The organism is Bacillus sp. FSL P2-0099 (assembly GCF_038007445.1).
Classification (GTDB): domain Bacteria; phylum Bacillota; class Bacilli; order Bacillales; family Bacillaceae_G; genus Bacillus_A; species Bacillus_A mycoides.
Genome location: NZ_JBBOXE010000001.1, coordinates 5,352,037 through 5,369,942, shown reverse-complemented (window position 1 = coordinate 5,369,942; position 17,906 = coordinate 5,352,037). Strand labels below are relative to the sequence as shown.

The 17,906-nt window shown below is 36.2% G+C and carries 16 protein-coding genes and 4 tRNA genes; 19 read left to right on the top strand and 1 reads right to left on the bottom strand.

From position 1 onward, the window contains the following. The first annotated feature begins 25 nt into the window (after window positions 1-25). From rpsR to MKY90_RS27745, 19 genes are all read left to right on the top strand, one after another. Window positions 26-259: a 30S ribosomal protein S18 gene (rpsR, locus tag MKY90_RS27835; RefSeq protein WP_000918874.1), complete on the top strand. Its 234-nt coding sequence runs from the start codon at window positions 26-28 to the stop codon at window positions 257-259. A 79-nt stretch (window positions 260-338) separates the two neighbouring features. Further along, complete coding sequence (locus MKY90_RS27830) at window positions 339-1,274, top strand: YybS family protein (protein WP_002191369.1); 936 nt, start codon at window positions 339-341, stop codon at window positions 1,272-1,274. Window positions 1,275-1,352: 78 nt separating this feature from the next. Continuing rightward, the gene (locus MKY90_RS27825) at window positions 1,353-3,326 is read left to right on the top strand and encodes a DHH family phosphoesterase (RefSeq protein WP_002068737.1); all 1,974 of its coding nucleotides are present in this window, start codon (window positions 1,353-1,355) and stop codon (window positions 3,324-3,326) included. Beyond that, window positions 3,323-3,769 (top strand): 50S ribosomal protein L9, encoded by a 447-nt coding sequence (gene rplI, locus MKY90_RS27820; protein WP_016096416.1) that lies wholly within the window; start codon window positions 3,323-3,325, stop codon window positions 3,767-3,769. Before MKY90_RS27825 ends, rplI begins: the two co-directional genes overlap by 4 nt. A 27-nt stretch (window positions 3,770-3,796) precedes the next feature. Then, window positions 3,797-5,158, top strand: coding sequence for a replicative DNA helicase (gene dnaB, locus MKY90_RS27815; protein WP_002089943.1), 1,362 nt, complete (start codon window positions 3,797-3,799; stop codon window positions 5,156-5,158). Between the two features lie 216 nt (window positions 5,159-5,374). Then, on the top strand, window positions 5,375-6,664 hold the full coding sequence (locus tag MKY90_RS27810; protein WP_002138921.1) for an adenylosuccinate synthase: 1,290 nt from the start codon (window positions 5,375-5,377) through the stop codon (window positions 6,662-6,664). 154 nt (window positions 6,665-6,818) lie between these two features. Next, window positions 6,819-6,894, top strand: a tRNA-Lys gene (locus MKY90_RS27805). A gap of 13 nt (window positions 6,895-6,907) precedes the next feature. Continuing rightward, a tRNA-Glu gene (locus tag MKY90_RS27800) sits at window positions 6,908-6,979 on the top strand. 21 nt (window positions 6,980-7,000) lie between these two features. Continuing rightward, window positions 7,001-7,076, top strand: a tRNA-Asp gene (locus tag MKY90_RS27795). A gap of 41 nt (window positions 7,077-7,117) precedes the next feature. Next, window positions 7,118-7,190, top strand: a tRNA-Phe gene (locus tag MKY90_RS27790). A gap of 282 nt (window positions 7,191-7,472) precedes the next feature. Next, complete coding sequence (gene walR / locus MKY90_RS27785; protein ID WP_000971867.1) at window positions 7,473-8,180, top strand: cell wall metabolism DNA-binding response regulator WalR; 708 nt, start codon at window positions 7,473-7,475, stop codon at window positions 8,178-8,180. A 3-nt stretch (window positions 8,181-8,183) separates the two neighbouring features. After that, the gene (gene walK, locus MKY90_RS27780; protein ID WP_341093190.1) at window positions 8,184-10,019 is read left to right on the top strand and encodes a cell wall metabolism sensor histidine kinase WalK; all 1,836 of its coding nucleotides are present in this window, start codon (window positions 8,184-8,186) and stop codon (window positions 10,017-10,019) included. Next, window positions 10,016-11,359: a YycH family regulatory protein gene (locus MKY90_RS27775; protein ID WP_002191367.1), complete on the top strand. Its 1,344-nt coding sequence runs from the start codon at window positions 10,016-10,018 to the stop codon at window positions 11,357-11,359. The genes walK and MKY90_RS27775 overlap by 4 nt, the downstream gene beginning before the upstream one ends. Then, window positions 11,340-12,176 (top strand): two-component system regulatory protein YycI, encoded by an 837-nt coding sequence (locus MKY90_RS27770; RefSeq protein WP_000383744.1) that lies wholly within the window; start codon window positions 11,340-11,342, stop codon window positions 12,174-12,176. Before MKY90_RS27775 ends, MKY90_RS27770 begins: the two co-directional genes overlap by 20 nt. Further along, window positions 12,160-12,954 (top strand): MBL fold metallo-hydrolase, encoded by a 795-nt coding sequence (locus tag MKY90_RS27765; protein WP_341093187.1) that lies wholly within the window; start codon window positions 12,160-12,162, stop codon window positions 12,952-12,954. The genes MKY90_RS27770 and MKY90_RS27765 overlap by 17 nt, the downstream gene beginning before the upstream one ends. A 63-nt stretch (window positions 12,955-13,017) precedes the next feature. Beyond that, window positions 13,018-14,205, top strand: coding sequence for a S1C family serine protease (locus MKY90_RS27760; protein WP_341093185.1), 1,188 nt, complete (start codon window positions 13,018-13,020; stop codon window positions 14,203-14,205). A gap of 53 nt (window positions 14,206-14,258) precedes the next feature. Then, window positions 14,259-14,444 (top strand): CxxH/CxxC protein, encoded by a 186-nt coding sequence (locus MKY90_RS27755; protein ID WP_002035001.1) that lies wholly within the window; start codon window positions 14,259-14,261, stop codon window positions 14,442-14,444. Between the two features lie 59 nt (window positions 14,445-14,503). Continuing rightward, window positions 14,504-14,983: a 23S rRNA (pseudouridine(1915)-N(3))-methyltransferase RlmH gene (gene rlmH, locus MKY90_RS27750; protein ID WP_002130178.1), complete on the top strand. Its 480-nt coding sequence runs from the start codon at window positions 14,504-14,506 to the stop codon at window positions 14,981-14,983. 180 nt (window positions 14,984-15,163) lie between these two features. Next, a complete protein-coding gene (locus tag MKY90_RS27745) occupies window positions 15,164-16,042 on the top strand; it encodes a radical SAM/SPASM domain-containing protein (RefSeq protein ID WP_002016446.1) in 879 nt (292 codons plus the stop codon). A gap of 36 nt (window positions 16,043-16,078) precedes the next feature. On the opposite strand, the gene pepF is transcribed toward MKY90_RS27745, so the two are convergent. Further along, window positions 16,079-17,896: an oligoendopeptidase F gene (gene pepF, locus MKY90_RS27740; RefSeq protein WP_341093182.1), complete on the bottom strand. Its 1,818-nt coding sequence runs from the start codon at window positions 17,894-17,896 to the stop codon at window positions 16,079-16,081. Window positions 17,897-17,906: the final 10 nt, after the last annotated feature.

Genomic DNA, 17,906 nt, shown 5'->3' with positions numbered 1-17,906 from the left:
TTAACAAAGAATGGAGGGAATAGACATGGCAGGACGCAAAGGTGGACGTGCGAAGCGTCGTAAGGTGTGTTTCTTCACATCTAACGGCATCACTCGCATTGACTATAAAGATGTTGATTTATTAAAACGTTTCGTTTCTGAGCGCGGTAAAATTTTACCTCGTCGTGTAACAGGAACAAGCGCGAAATACCAACGCAAACTTACAGTTGCAATTAAACGTGCTCGTCAAATGGCACTTTTACCATATGTTGGTGAATAATAGCGTATGAAATGCACAGTAGAGTCGGACTCTACTGTGCATTTTGCTATGCTTTTCTTTTTGAAAGAGAGGTTAAAATGTGAAACAAGCAAGGTTTATTACCGAAGGCGCAGCGTTATTGGCTGTATATGCAATGTTATTGCTCATATCTATGTATGTTCCGATTTTGGGTACAGTTGTAACATTTGTATTGCCGTTACCATTTATATTGTTAACGATAAAATATGGCGTACCTAATGCCTTTGTGGTTTTTACAGCAGCATTTTTCATTGCTGTTATTGTGGGTCAACCGATAGGTCTAGTAAAGACAATTATGTTTGGGTGTACGGGTATTGTTTTAGGATACATGTATAAAAAACAAAGAAAGCCGTTGGAAATTTTGATAGCAGGGACACTTGCATACTTAATCGGTATTATGCTCATTTATGTTGTGAGTATAAAATTTTTCAACATAGATTTAATACAGAAAATGCAAAATATGTTTAGTGAAAGTGTAGTACAAAGTGAAAAGATAGCAAATGCTGCTGGTATGCAGGTTAGTAAGAAACAAAAAGATTTATTCGCACAAATGAATGATATATTACAAACGATACTCCCGAGTATACTTGTAATGGTTTCTGTGTGTCTTTCTTGGATTACGGTTATGATATCAGGTAGTGTTTTGAAAAAGTTAAAGCATGAAGTAACACTTTGGCCTAAATTTAAAGACATACAATTGCCAAAGAGTATTATTTGGTATTACGTCATATTTATTTTGTTAGCAACTTTTATAAAGGTAGAACCAACATCATATTTACATATGGTATTTTCTAACCTATATGTAATCTTTGCACTATTGCTCGTACTGCAAGGTTTGACATTTATCGCCTTTTTGGCACATAGAAAAGGATTTACTAAAGGTGTTCCTATTATTAGTTTTATTGTCTGCATGTTTATTCCGATGATGTTTCCTCTTGTAACAATCTTAGGTATAATTGATTTAGGGATTTCATTGCGTTCTAAAATAGGGGAATAAAATAATATTCCTTACACTATTTTAATTTGTTTAACTAACTGGAAAGTGAGTTAGTTTTACTTTATAGGAGTTGTATACATGCCTGAATTTTATAAGAAACAGTGGTTTTTATATCCTGTTTACGTATTGGCATTTTTTGTGTTGGTGCTAATCTCGATTCTCTGTTATTTTCACTTAATTATGGGGATAGCTGCCTTTTTTATTTTTAGCATCGTTTTCTTTTTAGTTATACGATTTGAACTTAACTTTCAAAGGAATTTTGAAAAGTATACGACAGATATGATTACTAGGGTAAAAAAAGTGAGTAACGAAGCATTCAACCAGATGCCAATCGGTATATTGTTATACAATAAGGAGTATGGGATTGATTGGGCAAATCCTTACTTGTCTTCATGTTTGGGGCAACACGCATTAGCTGGGTGGCATCTGTACGATGTATCAGAAACATTACTCCTTTTTATTAAAGGAGAGACTTCTGACGATATAGTATCTTTAAATAGTCGAAAGTTCCGTGTGTTTGTAAGGAAAGAAGAAAAACTAATTTATTTTTTTGATGTAACTGAGCAAACAGAGATTGAAAAAATGTATGAGGATCAGCGCACCGTTTTAGCTGTTATTTATTTAGATAATTATGATGAAGTTACACAAGGGTTAGATGATCAATTACGCACGAATATAACAAGTCTTGTGACGTCACGTCTAAATGAATGGGCTGTTAAGTATGGTGCATATTTGAAACGTGCATCTTCAGAAAGATTCTTCGTTGTACTAAATGAAAGTATTTTAGCACAAATGGAGAAAGGGAAATTTAGTATTTTGGATCAAGTGCGTGAAGAAACATCAAAAAGGAATATACCACTTACGCTAAGTGTTGGTGTTGGCTCGGGTGATTTACCTTTATCGGAGCTTGGAGCGATGGCTCAATCTGGTTTAGACCTTGCATTAGGACGAGGAGGAGACCAAGTAGCTATAAAACAAGCGACGGGTAAAGTTAAGTTTTACGGTGGCAAGACGAATCCGGTCGAAAAGCGTACTCGTGTACGTGCTAGAGTTATTTCACATGCATTAAAGGATTTAGTATTAGAAAGCAGTAATGTCATTATAATGGGGCATAGAGCTCCTGATATGGATGCGATTGGTGCAGCGATTGGTATTTTAAAGGTAGCTCAATTAAATGAGCGCAAAGGATATATTGTATTAGATGAAAATGATTCTGATAAAGGAATCAAACGTTTGATGGACAAAGTGAAACAAAATGAAGAGTTATGGTCACATTTTATTTCACCAGGGCAAGCGATGGAATTTGCAAACGATGATTCATTACTTGTTGTTGTTGACACGCATAAACCTTCAATGGTGATGGAGGAAAAACTGTTACACAAGATTGAAAATGTAGTAGTTATTGACCATCATCGCCGCGGGGAAGATTTCATTGAAGATCCATTACTTGTTTATATGGAGCCATACGCTTCTTCAACGGCAGAGCTTGTTACAGAATTACTTGAGTATCAACCGAAAAATTTAAAGATGACAATGTTAGAAGCAACGGCATTGTTAGCTGGTATTATTGTTGATACGAAAAGTTTTACATTCCGTACAGGCGCTCGTACATTTGATGCCGCTTCTTATTTACGCTCGCATGGCGCAGACACTGTACTTGTACAAGAACTTTTAAAAGAAGATATGGGTCAGTATTTACGAGTTGCAAAAGCCATTAAAAATGCGTACATTTATAAAAATGGAATTGCGATTGCTAAAGTTGATGGTGATGAATATTATGACCAAGTACTTATTGCACAATCAGCAGACACATTATTGACAATGACAGGTATCATTGCATCGTTTGTTATTGCAAAACGTGGAGAAAATTTCATTGGAATTAGTGGTAGATCTTTAGGTGAATTGAATGTACAGCTAATTATGGAGAATTTAGGAGGTGGCGGGCACTTAACAAATGCAGCCACACAAATGAAAAATGTTACAGTAGATGAAGCGGAGGAGAAGCTTCGATTTGTTATTGATGACTATTTACAGGGAGGCACACAATCATGAAAGTAATTTTTCTAAAAGACGTAAAAGGTAAAGGTAAAAAAGGAGAAATAAAAAACGTACCAGACGGTTATGCAAATAATTTCTTACTAAAACAGGGGTTAGCTGCCGAAGCGACAAACAGCAGTATGAAAACTTTAGATGCTCAAAAGCGCAAAGAGGAAAAAGATGCAGCAGCAGAAGTTGAGAATGCAAAAGAGCTGAAAGAAACATTAGAGAAATTAACTGTAGAAGTAAAGGCGAAATCTGGAGAAGGTGGCCGCTTATTTGGTTCTATCACGAGTAAACAAATTGTAGATGTAATGCAAAAGTCACACAAGATTAAACTTGATAAACGTAAATTTGAAATGGATGATGCAATCCGTGCATTAGGTTATACAAACGTCACTGTGAAATTGCATCCGCAAGTAACAGCAACAGTAAAAGTTCATGTTAGTGAACAATAAAAATAAATTAAGCAAGGAGGATTGCGCATGAGTGATGTAATGGCTGATCGTACCCCTCCGCATAATATAGAAGCAGAGCAGGCGGTTTTAGGGGCTATATTGATTGATCAAGATGCATTAACGTCAGCATCAGAGCTGTTGCTACCTGACTCGTTCTATCGAACGAAACATCAAAAGATTTTTGAAGTCATGCTTGGGTTGTCTGATAAGGGAGAACCAATCGACTTAGTAATAATGACATCAGCGATGGCTGATCAAGGATTACTAGAAGAAGTTGGTGGGGTTTCTTATCTAGCAGAGTTAGCAGAAGTTGTTCCAACAGCTGCTAACGTAGAATATTATGCACGCATCATCGCTGAAAAGGCACTTTTACGTCGTTTAATTCGAACGGCGACTCATATTGTATCGGATGGATACGAGCGAGAAGATGATGTGGATGGCCTTTTAAATGAGGCTGAGAAAAAAATATTAGAAGTATCTCACCAAACAAATGCAAAAGCATTCCAAAACATTAAAGATGTTCTTGTAGATGCTTATGATAAAATTGAACTTTTGCATAATCAAAAGGGTGAAGTTACCGGGATACCAACTGGATTTACTGAATTAGATAAGATGACCGCAGGTTTTCAGCGAAATGATTTAATCATCGTGGCGGCGCGTCCATCGGTAGGGAAAACTGCATTTTCATTAAATATCGCACAAAACGTAGCGACGAAAACTGATGAAAATGTAGCGATTTTTAGTTTGGAGATGGGCTCTGATCAGCTTGTTATGCGTATGCTTTGTGCGGAAGGAAATATTGATGCGCAAAGACTTCGTACCGGTTCATTAACTTCTGATGATTGGGCGAAATTAACAATGGCGATGGGTAGCCTTTCTAATGCTGGTATATATATTGATGATACACCAGGGATTAAAGTAAATGAGATTCGAGCAAAATGTCGTAGATTAAAGCAAGAACAAGGTCTTGGGATGGTTTTGATTGACTATTTACAGCTTATTCAAGGAAGTGGGAAATCAGGAGAAAACCGTCAGCAGGAAGTATCTGAGATTTCTCGTACATTAAAAGGGATTGCTCGTGAATTGCAAGTACCTGTTATCGCCTTGTCGCAGTTATCTCGTGGTGTAGAATCTCGTCAAGATAAACGTCCGATGATGTCTGACATTCGTGAATCAGGAAGTATCGAGCAGGATGCTGACATTGTAGCCTTCCTATATCGTGAAGATTACTATGATCGTGAAACAGAAAATAAAAATACAATTGAAATTATCATTGCAAAACAACGTAATGGTCCGGTAGGTTCAGTAGAGCTTGCGTTTGTTAAGGAATTTAATAAATTCGTCAACTTAGAACGCCGCTTTGAGGATGGACATGCACCGCACGCATAAAGGCAGTATAAAAAAGAAACGCATTTCTTATAATAAGATGTGTTTCTTTTTTTTTTATATGAAAGATAGGGCTTTCATAAGGTGAATATGTAATTCTTACGAACGAAAACGTTTTTCTATAAAAAAATGTTCGCTTTTTGGTTGACTTCTCTTTCTGTTTTGGTACAATTATATTGTTTGAATAGATCGTTTGAAAATTGCGGAGGTGCTTTAATAATGTCTTCAGTAGTAGTTGTAGGAACACAATGGGGCGACGAAGGAAAAGGTAAAATCACTGATTTTCTTTCTGAGCATGCGGAAGTAGTTGCAAGATATCAAGGTGGAAATAACGCGGGACATACAATTGTTTTCGGCGGAGTTAAATATAAATTACACTTAATTCCATCTGGTATTTTCTATAAAGAGAAAATTTGTGTAATCGGAAACGGCTTAGTAGTAGATCCGAAAGCATTACTTGAAGAGTTAAAATACTTACACGATCGTGGTGTAAGTACTGATAATTTACGTGTAAGTAACCGTGCGCACGTTATTTTACCTTATCACTTAAAACAAGATGAGTTAGAAGAAGCGAGTAAAGGTGATAACAAGATCGGTACAACCAAAAAAGGTATCGGTCCTGCATATATGGATAAAGCTGCTCGTATTGGTATCCGTATGGCTGATCTTTTAGACCGTGAAGCATTTAAAGAGAAGCTTGAGCGCAATTTAGTGGAAAAAAATCGTTTATTTGAAAAAATGTACGATACAGAAGGTTTCAGCGTAGAAGAAATCTTTGAAGAGTACTTCGAATACGGACAACAAATCGCACAGTATGTATGCGATACATCTGTCGTATTAAATGATGCACTAGATAACAATCATCGTGTATTATTTGAAGGTGCACAAGGTGTTATGCTTGATATCGACCACGGTACGTATCCATTCGTTACATCTTCTAACCCAATTGCTGGTGGTGTAACAGTTGGAACTGGAGTTGGTCCTGCGAAAGTTACTCGCGTTGTAGGTGTATGTAAAGCATATACAAGCCGTGTAGGTGATGGTCCATTCCCTACGGAACTTAATGATGAAATCGGTCATCAAATTCGTGAAGTTGGTCGTGAATACGGAACAACAACTGGTCGTCCACGCCGTGTAGGTTGGTTCGATAGCGTTGTTGTAAGACATGCACGTCGCGTTAGTGGTTTAACAGACTTATCATTAAACTCTATCGATGTATTAACAGGTATCCCAACTCTTAAAATTTGTGTTGCTTACAAATACAATGGCGAAGTTATCGATGAAGTTCCAGCTAACTTAAACATTTTAGCGAAATGTGAGCCTGTATATGAAGAGCTTCCAGGTTGGACAGAAGATGTTACTGCTATGAAATCATTGGATGAACTTCCTGAAAATGCAAGAAAATACGTAGAGCGTGTTTCTGAATTAACAGGAATCCAATTATCTATGTTCTCGGTTGGACCAGATCGTAATCAAACAAATATCGTTCGTAATGTATACGAAGCTTAATTGATATAAAAAATTGATTTTTTTAAGAAAAAACTCATATTTTTATGAGTTTTTTCTTATTTTTTATAAAAAAATAAAAAAAGGTATTGCAAAAATGAAAGATAGCATGTTATGATATGTCTTGTCGTCACGAAAATATGACGTTGGTGAGTATGAGCCATTAGCTCAGTTGGTAGAGCATCTGACTTTTAATCAGAGGGTCGAAGGTTCGAATCCTTCATGGCTCACCATTTTATTTTTCGTGGCCCGTTGGTCAAGTGGTTAAGACACCGCCCTTTCACGGCGGTAACACGGGTTCGAATCCCGTACGGGTCATGTTTTTTTATGTTCATTTTTGGTCCCGTGGTGTAGTGGTTAACATGCCTGCCTGTCACGCAGGAGATCGCCGGTTCGACCCCGGTCGGGACCGCCACTTTTGTTTATACCACCATTAGTGGTTTTATATATAGTTTTGGCTCGGTAGCTCAGTCGGTAGAGCAGAGGACTGAAAATCCTCGTGTCGGCGGTTCGATTCCGTCCCGAGCCACTCTCAGGATATTAAGTGGGCCCACTTAATATCCTTTTTATTTTGTCCAGTTTTACAAATGTGGGTAGTTATTTTACAATAGAATGAGGAGCCTCTAGCAGTTGAAGCTAGAGGTTTTTCTATAGATCGTATAGGATTCCGTGTAAAAGTGGATGATACATGAGTCTATGAGAATAGAGGAGAAATACTTAGACTAAGATTGTTGTCATATAGGAACATACTATAGAAACACCAATATGTTTGAGGATTATTGATCATATTTTTATAAGGAGGAAATAGACGATGATGGGAAAGAAAATTTTAGTAGTTGATGATGAAAAGCCAATTGCGGATATTTTGAAGTTCAACCTAGAAAAAGAAGGTTTTGAAATTGTAATGGCGCATGATGGTGATGAAGCGATTGAAAAAGCAAATGAAGAACAGCCAGATATGGTTTTATTAGATATTATGTTACCGGGAAAAGACGGTTTAGAGGTATGTCGTGAAATACGTAAAAGCTCAGAAATGCCAATTATTATGCTTACAGCAAAAGACTCTGAAATTGATAAAGTATTAGGGCTTGAGCTTGGGGCAGATGATTATGTAACGAAGCCATTTAGTACGAGGGAGTTACTTGCTCGTGTGAAAGCAAATTTACGTCGCCATCAGCAGGGTGGTGCTGCAGAGAAAGAAGAAAATACCGAAATGGTTATTGGACCAATCGTTATCAATTCGAACGCTTATAGTGTAACGAAGCGTGAAGAAAGCATTGAGCTTACACATCGTGAATTTGAATTACTACATTATTTAGCAAAGCATTTAGGTCAAGTTATGACTCGTGAACATTTATTACAAACAGTTTGGGGTTATGATTATTTTGGAGATGTACGTACAGTAGACGTAACAGTACGTCGTTTACGCGAAAAAATTGAAGATAATCCAAGTCATCCTACTTTAATTGTAACTAGACGTGGGGTAGGGTATTACTTGCGTGACCCAGAACAGGAATAGTATATGAAGAAAGTTGGTTTTTTTCAATCTATTCATTTAAAATTTGTGCTCATATATATGCTGTTAATATTAATAGCAATGCAAGTAATTGGTGTATATTTCGTTAGGGAATTAGAAAAAAGCCTTGTAAAAGGTTTTCAAGATTCCTTAACGCAGCAAACAAATTTACTTTCTTATAACCTGAAGCAAGAGTTTGTAAAAGAGCGTCCTAGAGCAGAATCAGTAGATAAAGCTATTAATGATTCGATTCAAAAACTTGCATCGGATCGTAAGAAAGATATTCAAGAAATAAGTGTAATTGATTCTACTAAAAAATTAATGGCAATTTCAGACGCGTCTAAGCAAAATAAAGTAGGACGAACGTCAGCAGACACAGCTGTACAACGGGTAATGGTACAAAAAAAACCAGAGTCAAAGGTTGAGAAAGACGTGAAAACAGGTCATCGGGTTCAAGTGATGATTACTCCTATTCTAAAAGAGCAAGAAGGAGAGGTACTTGGCGTCATTCGTATTGTTGCATCTATGGAAGATGTGTATAAACAAATGAAAGATATAAACCAAATTTTCGCGACGGGGACAGTAATTGCTTTACTAGTAACAGCTGTACTTGGGATTTTGTTGGCTCAAACAATTACAAGACCAATTTCAGATATGCGGAGACAAGCAATTGAAATGGCAAAAGGAAATTATTCGAGAAAAGTAAAAGTGCATAGCCATGATGAAATTGGACAACTAGCATTATCTTTCAATAATTTATCAAAAAAATTACAACAAGCCCGCTCTTCAACAGAGAGTGAAAGGCGCAAACTATCATCTGTTTTATCACATATGACAGATGGAGTAATTGCTACTGATCGAAAAGGTGACATCATTTTATTAAATGATCCTGCGGAAAAAATGTTAAATGTTTCGCGTGAAACGGCATTAGATCAATCTGTCTTAGAAGTGTTAGGGATACAAGAAGAATTTACGCTGGATCATTTATATGAAGAACCTGATTCAGTTTTATTAGATTTTAGTACGAGGAATGAACCATATATTTTACGTGCTAGTTTCTCTGTCATTCAAAAAGAAACAGGGAAGGCAAATGGTTTAATTGCTGTATTATATGATGTAACGGAGCAGGAGCGTATAGAGCGAGAGCGTCGTGAGTTTGTTGCGAACGTATCTCATGAGCTAAGAACACCGTTAACAACGATGCGCAGTTACTTAGAAGCACTTACGGATGGGGCATGGCAAGATCCGAATATCGCACCGCAATTTTTAACGGTTACACAAGAAGAAACAGAAAGAATGATTAGACTTGTAAATGCGTTGTTACAACTATCTAAACTAGATAGTACAGAACATCGCTTAATGAAGGAATGGGTCGACTTTACTGATTTCTTTAATAACGTTATCGATCGCTTTGAAATGTCTAAAGAGCAAAATGTAAGCTTCAAACGATCTTTCTCTAAAAAATCTCGATTTATTGATATGGATACAGACAAAATTACACAAGTTTTATATAACATTATTTCCAATGCATTAAAATATTCGCCAGAAGGTGGCACAGTAACATATCGCCTGCGTGACCGTGGTGAGTTATTAGAAATTAGTGTGAGTGATCAAGGAATGGGTATCCCGAAGGAAAATGTAGATAAAATATTTGAACGTTTTTACCGTGTAGATAAAGCGCGTTCGAGACAAATGGGTGGTACAGGTCTTGGATTAGCCATTGCGAAAGAAATGATTGAGGCACACGGCGGCTCAATTTGGGCGAAAAGTGAGGAAGGAAAAGGAACAACTATTTATTTCACACTGCCAATGGCAACTGATGAAGAGGACGATTGGGAATGAGTATGGAAAACTTTAAAACAATAGTTTTAATTAATTTAGTTGTTATTAGCCTATTTCTTACTTTTAACTTATGGACATATGTTCCTGATTCTACCTCGATACAAAATGCAAAATTTGTTCAAGGTAATGAAGAGATAAATCCAATAAAACTTTCGGAGGTTGTTCGCCCATCCTCTGTAATCGTTCATAAAGAGAAAAATCATTATGTGAGTGAAAACAAGAGTAATGTGGATTTAATTTATAGAATTCTTGAAAATGGAGAGTTACATGATTTAAAGGAAATAACAGGGACAGTTCCTAAAGGTGATTTTCTTTCGTATGTACATGGAGAAGAAAAAATTGAATTTGTTTTTCCTACAAACATTCCACTGGGTACGATTAAAAGTATGTTTAATTTTAAAGATAAAAACATAGAAGGTAATAGGAGTTTCAATCGTATTATAATTGACCCTTCTCGAAGTAAGGACCAAGAAATTAAAATTAGTTTTGTTTCCTATGATACTTATCCTTATCGTAAAATATATGAAGCAAAATTGAGTGGTGTTTACGTAAAGGATGTTATAAATGCTCAAAATCAACTTATAACAGTAGCGAGACCGTATTTTGAATATCAAATAAGTGATAGAAAAAAACTTTACTTACCAGATGGAATTACGGAATTAAGTGAGGTAGAGTATTTTGGAGCTAGGTTAGATGAGGATACATTTAAAAATGCATTATTTAGTGATCCACGTTATTTAAGCCCTATTTCTGAGAAATCAAAGAAAACATTTACAGATGGTATACGTTCTATGGAAATTGATCAGTCAAATGCAATGTTGAAATATAAAAACTCCGCTGTACATAGTGATGAATCTATGGATAATGCAGCACTTTTACAAAAAAGTTTTGACTTTGTAAGTGGGCATAGTGGTGCGTTAAAGCTCTATCGTTTTGATTATATTAATAAGGGGAAAACGTCCTTCCGTTTTTATGAGGATGGGTTGCCTGTATTTAATAGCGATGGAATGGCGGAATTAAAGCAAGCATGGGGTTCAGGTGAAATCATGCAGTATGAAAGATCCTTTTTTGATCCAAGTTTCAAATTACCTAGAAAACAACTAACAACTTCTCTCGCATCGGGTCGTACAGTGATGACATCATTAGAGAATAATCCGCAAATTGATAAAAATTCAATTCAGGATGTTGGAATTGGTTATAAGTTATCATTGGAAGATTCCATTAACGAAGGAAAAAACATTATTTTAAAGCCAATATGGTATGTAAAATGTGAAGAAAATGGTAAGCAAAAAATATTTGAATGGAGTGAGGGGGGACTAAATGGATTGGGATCGAATTAAAACCATATTTATTGTGACCTTTTTTGTTTTAGATCTCTTTCTTATCTTTCAGTTCATTCAAAAGCAAGATAGTAATCAATTGGAACTTGTGACAGAAACAAAAATTGATCAACAATTAAAAGAGTCTAAAATTACTATGGGAAGTTTTCCTAAAGAGCCGAAAAAAGAGTCGTTTATTATGGCGAAAAATAAAAGCTTTAAGGAAGAAGATGTGCAGTCTTTAAAAAATCAAACAGTGCATCTGCAAGAAGAATATAAGATAGAAAGTAAGTTGAAAGAACCATTTTTAAATGCAAAATCGTTATCAAAGGACAAGTATAATGATTTCTTAAAAAACTACGTGCTTGATGGGCAGAAATACGAGTTTGGGGCAATGAAAGATTCAAAAATTTATTTCTTTCAAAAGTATAAGGATAAGCCGATTTTCTACAACAATCATGCAATGATTGTTGTAGATTTGAATGAAAAAAATGAGCTTGTTTCGTATACACAAACAATGTTAACGGATTTGAAGGAAATGGGCGAAAGTGAAAAAACGAAAGAACAAGAAATTATCACTGCTCAAACAGCTTTAGAAAATATATATGTAAAAAATAAAATTGCAGAAAATACGCACGTGAAAGAGGCGCAGATTGGATATGCGACTCTAGCTGAATCTTCTTCTAATATACAAGTGCTTGCTCCAACGTGGAACTTAAAGACAGAGCAGAAAAAGGACTATTTTGTGAATGCAATTGAAGGACAAGTTATGGAATTAGGGGAAACTCAAGTGCCGGAAGAACATAATGGAGTGAGAAAGAATGAGTATGCACTTTAGTGTACTTGCAAGTGGAAGTACAGGGAATATGCTATATGTAGGAACAGATGAAAAAAAATTGCTCGTCGATGCAGGTTTAAGTGGTAAAGCTACAGAGGCCTTATTTAAGCAAGCTGAACTGAATATAAATGACATATCAGGTATTCTTGTAACGCATGAGCATAGTGACCACATTAAAGGATTAGGTGTATTGGCGCGTAAATATGATTTACCTGTTTATGCGAACGAGAAAACATGGAATGCAATGGAACATTTAATAGGTAATATCCCAACTGATCAAAAATTCATTTTCTCAGTAGGAGACGTGAAAACATTTGGAGATATTGAAGTTGAATCATTTGGTGTTTCTCACGATGCGGCAGAACCGATGTTTTATGCTTTTCATAACAATAATAGAAAGTTAGCTCTTATTACAGATACGGGCTACGTAAGTGACCGTATGAAAGGTGTTATTAAGGGAGCGAATGCTTTCGTGTTTGAAAGCAATCATGATGTGGAAATGCTTCGTATGGGACGTTATCCATGGAGCATTAAACGACGCATATTAAGTGATGTAGGTCACGTTTGTAATGAGGATGCTGCATTAGCGATGGCGGATGTTATTACAGACGATACAAAACACATTTATTTAGCGCATTTAAGCTTAGATAATAACATGAAAGAATTAGCGCGTATGTCTGTATCACAAGTATTAGAAGAAAAAGGTTTTGGGATTGGAGAATCCTTTGAAATACATGATACAGATCCAAAAATGCCTACGAAAATTCAATACGTATAATTCTTCATTTTAGTAAACAATAAAGGTGAATATAGTTGTTTTCAGGAAGATAGGTGAACAAATATGTCCTTTATTGATGAAGAAAAATATCGTATTAAACGTGCAGGGAAAAAGAAACATAAAGGTATTGTTATTTCTAGTATAGCGGGAACAATTGTAGGGGCTTCATTATTTGCATTTGGAGCGCCTTTATTTTCAAATGATGAAGGTAAGCTTCCGCAAGTTGAAGCGAGTGAAAAAAATATGGCTGAAGCTCAAAGTGGAAATGTTCCTGTTAAACAGATTAGCTTTGTAGACGCTGTTGATCGTGCTTCAGAGGCTGTTGTTGGTGTTATTAATATTCAACGAGACGATTTTTCAGAGGCTGATTCGGAAGCTGGTACAGGATCTGGTGTGATTTATAAGAAAACAGATGGACATGCGTATATTGTAACGAATAACCACGTTGTTGCTGGGGCGAATCGTATTGAAGTGAGCTTAAGTGACGGTAAGAAAATTCCAGGTAAAGTATTAGGAACCGATGTAGTCACTGATTTAGCGGTACTAGAAATAGATGCGAAGTATGTGAAGAAAGTGATTGAAATTGGCGATTCTAATACCGTTCGTAGAGGAGAACCAGTTATTGCGATTGGAAATCCACTTGGGCTACAATTTTCCGGAACTGTCACACAAGGTATTATTTCGGCTAATGAGCGTATTGTTCCTGTAGATTTAAATCAAGATGGACATTACGATTGGCAAGTAGAAGTATTGCAAACAGATGCGGCAATTAATCCAGGTAATAGTGGTGGAGCGCTTGTAAATGTAGCGGGACAATTAATAGGTATTAACTCAATGAAAATTGCAGCAAAAGAAGTAGAAGGAATTGGACTAGCTATTCCAGTTACGAGAGCTGTTCCTATTATGAATGAACTAGAAAAGTACGGTAAAGTAAAAAGACCTTACGTTGGGATTGAACTAAGGTCTTTAAACGAGATTCCGAGTTACTATTGGTCAAAAACGTTACGATTACCAGATAACGTAAAAGAAGGAGTCTGCATTTTAGATGTGAAAAGTCCTTCGCCAGGTACGGATTCGGGTCTTAGAGAACATGATGTTATTGTGGCGGTAGATGGAAAAGCGGTGCACGATATTATTGGGTTCCGCACGGCCTTATATAATAAAAAAATTAATGATAAAATGACTCTTACGTTTTATCGTGGTACAAAACGAGCGACAACAACGGTGAAATTAGGCATTCAAAAGTATTAAAAACAGGAGGGCCTACCTCCTGTTTTCTATTGTAGAAAAGTGAGGTGAAGAATATGAATTTACCTTGTTGTTTAGAACATGTTGAATTAGCATTAGATATCATTGTGGATGAGTGTGAAGTCGCACCGGTTATTAACAATGTGGATAACTCTAAAGAAGAGAAAAAAACATGTGAATTTTGTCAAAATGAGGCGACATATGTTGTATCGAACACAGATTCTCACACAATATGTGGGTAACATTTGTGGATATGTGGATAAGTCCTGTGGATAACGTGTTTGTAAGGTGGGGAATAAATGTGAATATCTCGATTATTTCAATTGGGAAATTAAAAGAAAAGTACTTAAAACAAGGTATAGCAGAATACTTAAAACGATTATCTTCTTACGCAAAAGTAGAAGTAATTGAATTGCCAGATGAAAAGGCACCAGAAAATTTAAGTGCAGCAGAAATGTTAATTGTAAAAGAAAAAGAAGGTATTCGTATACTGGATAAAATTTCTGATGATACGCATGTCATTGCGTTAGCTATAGAAGGAAAACAAAAATCATCAGAAGAATTTGCGGTAAGTATAGATCGCCTTGCTACATATGGAAAGAGCAAGATCACATTTGTAATTGGTGGATCACTGGGGCTTAGTTCAGAAGTAATGAAGCGTTCAAACGAATCTCTTTCTTTTTCGAAGATGACATTACCACATCAATTAATGCGATTAGTATTGCTTGAGCAGGTGTATAGAGCGTTTCGGATTAATCGTGGTGAACCGTATCATAAATAAATTTTTCATTTGTATATAAAGAGTAAAAAAGACCATTGGACAAAAATCACCGATGGTCTTTTAAACATTAATAGATGGTATGTAGATTTCCTAAAATAAGTATGTTTCTATTTCTAAAAAAATATGCTGTAATATGAAGAGGGAAAAAGTATAAGTAGTCATAGAAGTGAGGAATTAAAGGTGAAGAAGTTTAAGAAGTTTTACTTGGAGATTACGAGTGTATGTAATCTTGCGTGCAGCTTTTGTCCGCCGACGGAAAGGCAGAAGCAATTCATTTCTGTAGAGGATTTTGCTAAAAGATTAGACCAAATTAAACCTCACACAGACTACATTTATTTGCACGTGAAGGGTGAGCCGTTGCTCCATCCGAAAATAGATCAACTATTAGATTTAAGCCATGAAAAAGGGTTTAAAGTTAATATTACAACGAACGGAACGTTAATTAATAAGAGAAGGCATAGACTGTTAAATAAGCCTGCGTTAAGACAAATGAATTTTTCACTGCACAGTTTTGATGGACACCCAGGTTCGCAAGATAAAGAGGGCTATGTAAGGAGTATACTTTCTTTCATTAGAGAGGCAACAAGTCAATCGGACTTAATCGTTTCACTAAGATTATGGAATTTAACTCAGGATAATAAAACAAATGCTGAAATCCAAAAAAATAGGGATTTATTATCTATAATTGAAAATGAGTTTGATCTATCTTATCAAATTGAAGAGAAGCTTACACCGGGAAAAGGTATAAAAATTGCGGAACGTGTCTTTATTAATCAAGACTATGAATTCCAGTGGCCGGCATTGCATGAAGAAGAGGATGATGGAAAAGGATTCTGTCATGGTCTTCGAAATCAGGCTGGAATCTTAGCGAACGGAACTGTTATTCCTTGTTGTCTAGATGGTGAGGGAATTATTAATCTTGGAAATATTAATAATGATTCATTCTCTAATATTATTGAAGGCGAAAGAGCGAACAATATTGTAGATGGATTTTCGAAAAGGGTTGCAGTAGAAGAACTATGTAGAAAGTGCGGATACCGCAAAAGATTTGGAAAGTAAATATAGAATAAGCCCTCATAAAGCGAGGGCTTATTTTTATTCTTGATAAGAACGTTCTAATTCATCAATTAAGGAACCTACGTAAGAAACAGCTTTACGGATTGTATCTGGTTTTGACATGTCTACTCCAGCGTGTTTCATTAATTCAAGTGGTTTCATTGTACCGCCTGCACGGAGTACATCAAGCCAGCGATCAACAGCAGGTTGTCCCTCTTCTTTAATCATTTGAGCTACAGCGGTAGAAGCAGTTAGTCCCGCAGAATATGTGTAAGAATATAAGCCCATATAATAGTGAGGTTGACGCATCCATGTTAAACCGGCGCCTTCATCAATTTCTACGGAATCTCCCCAGAATGTCGAAAGGACCTTCGTTTTTATTTCAGTTAAAGTTGTAGCTGTGAGTGCTTGCCCTTCTTCTGCTAGAGCGTATACTCTTCTTTGATATTCTCCCTCAAGTAGATGGGTAACGAAGTTGTGGTAATATGTGCCGAGTAGTTGCAGAATAACCCATCTGCGCATTCTCTTATCTTCAGTAGTCGCAAGTAAATGCTGGGCTAATAGTAATTCATTCATCGTTGATGGAGCTTCAACGAAGTACATAGATGGACGCACATTCATAATACGCTGATTTTTATTTGCTAAATAAAAATGACCAGCATGTCCAAATTCATGAGCTAATGTGAAACACCCGCGCATCGTACCCTGCCATGTAATTAAAATATAAGGGTGAGAACCGTATGGGCTAGAGCAGAAGGCACCTGTTGATTTTCCTACGTTATCTGCAAGGTCTACCCATCTTTCTTTGAAGCCCTTTTCGATAATGGAACTATATTCATTTCCTAATACTTTTAAAGAATCTTGAATGAGTTTGCCAGCTTCTTCGTAAGTGATTGTTGGATTAAATTCAGGATCTAACGGTGCATGTAAGTCACTGAAAAGCATTTGATCAAGCCCTAATACATTCTTTTTTAAATCTGCAAAACGGCGCATATGAGGCGCTAATTCGTTATAAATAATATCTAGTTGGTTGTTATACATTTCAAGTGGAACTTTTTGAGGCTCTAAAAGCATATGGGTAACGGACTCGTACTTGCGCAAACGAGAAAGCGCCACTTGTTTTTTTACTTCAGTAGCATATGTTGTTGCAACTGTATTTTTATATCGTTTCAATGTGGAAACAAATGATGAATATGCTTTTTTACGTATATATGCGCTTGGAGAAAATTCATATTTGCTTTCGAATAATGCAAACGATACAGGCAAATCATTTCCCTGTTCATCTTGTATAGAAGGGAAATCCATATCGGCTAATTTAGTCATGCCGTAAATTTTGTAGGGTGAACTATGAACTTCGCCGAGTGCAGCAAGAGCTTCTTCTGTTTCAGGAGAGAGTGTGTGCTGCCTCTTTTTGAGTATCTCTAGTAATGATTTACGGAAAGGTTCAAGTTTTATTTCCTCAGTTAAATATTTTTCAATTATTCCCTCCTCAAATGAGAGAATTTCGTTATGAATAAAGGATAGTGCGGTATGTACATTCGTTCCTAGAGCGGAAATTTTGGAAGAGTTCGCTTGAATAACTGAATCTGTACGATCAGCGGATTCTTTTAAATTTGCATATGCGCCGAGTTTTGTTAACTTCATTAAAAGCTCTTCTTCTAAAAGTAGGCAATTTAATAAGGTAGCGGGGCTAGTGTGTAATTGTCCTTTAAATGCATCAAGTTTTTTTATATCGTCTGTTAATACACGTAATGCAGTTTCCCACTCTTTATCAGATTCGTATAAATCAGAAAGGTCCCATGTCAATTCAGTAGAGACTTCCGCGCGAATAAGGCGTTTCTCAATTACATTTTTCATTTGTTATATC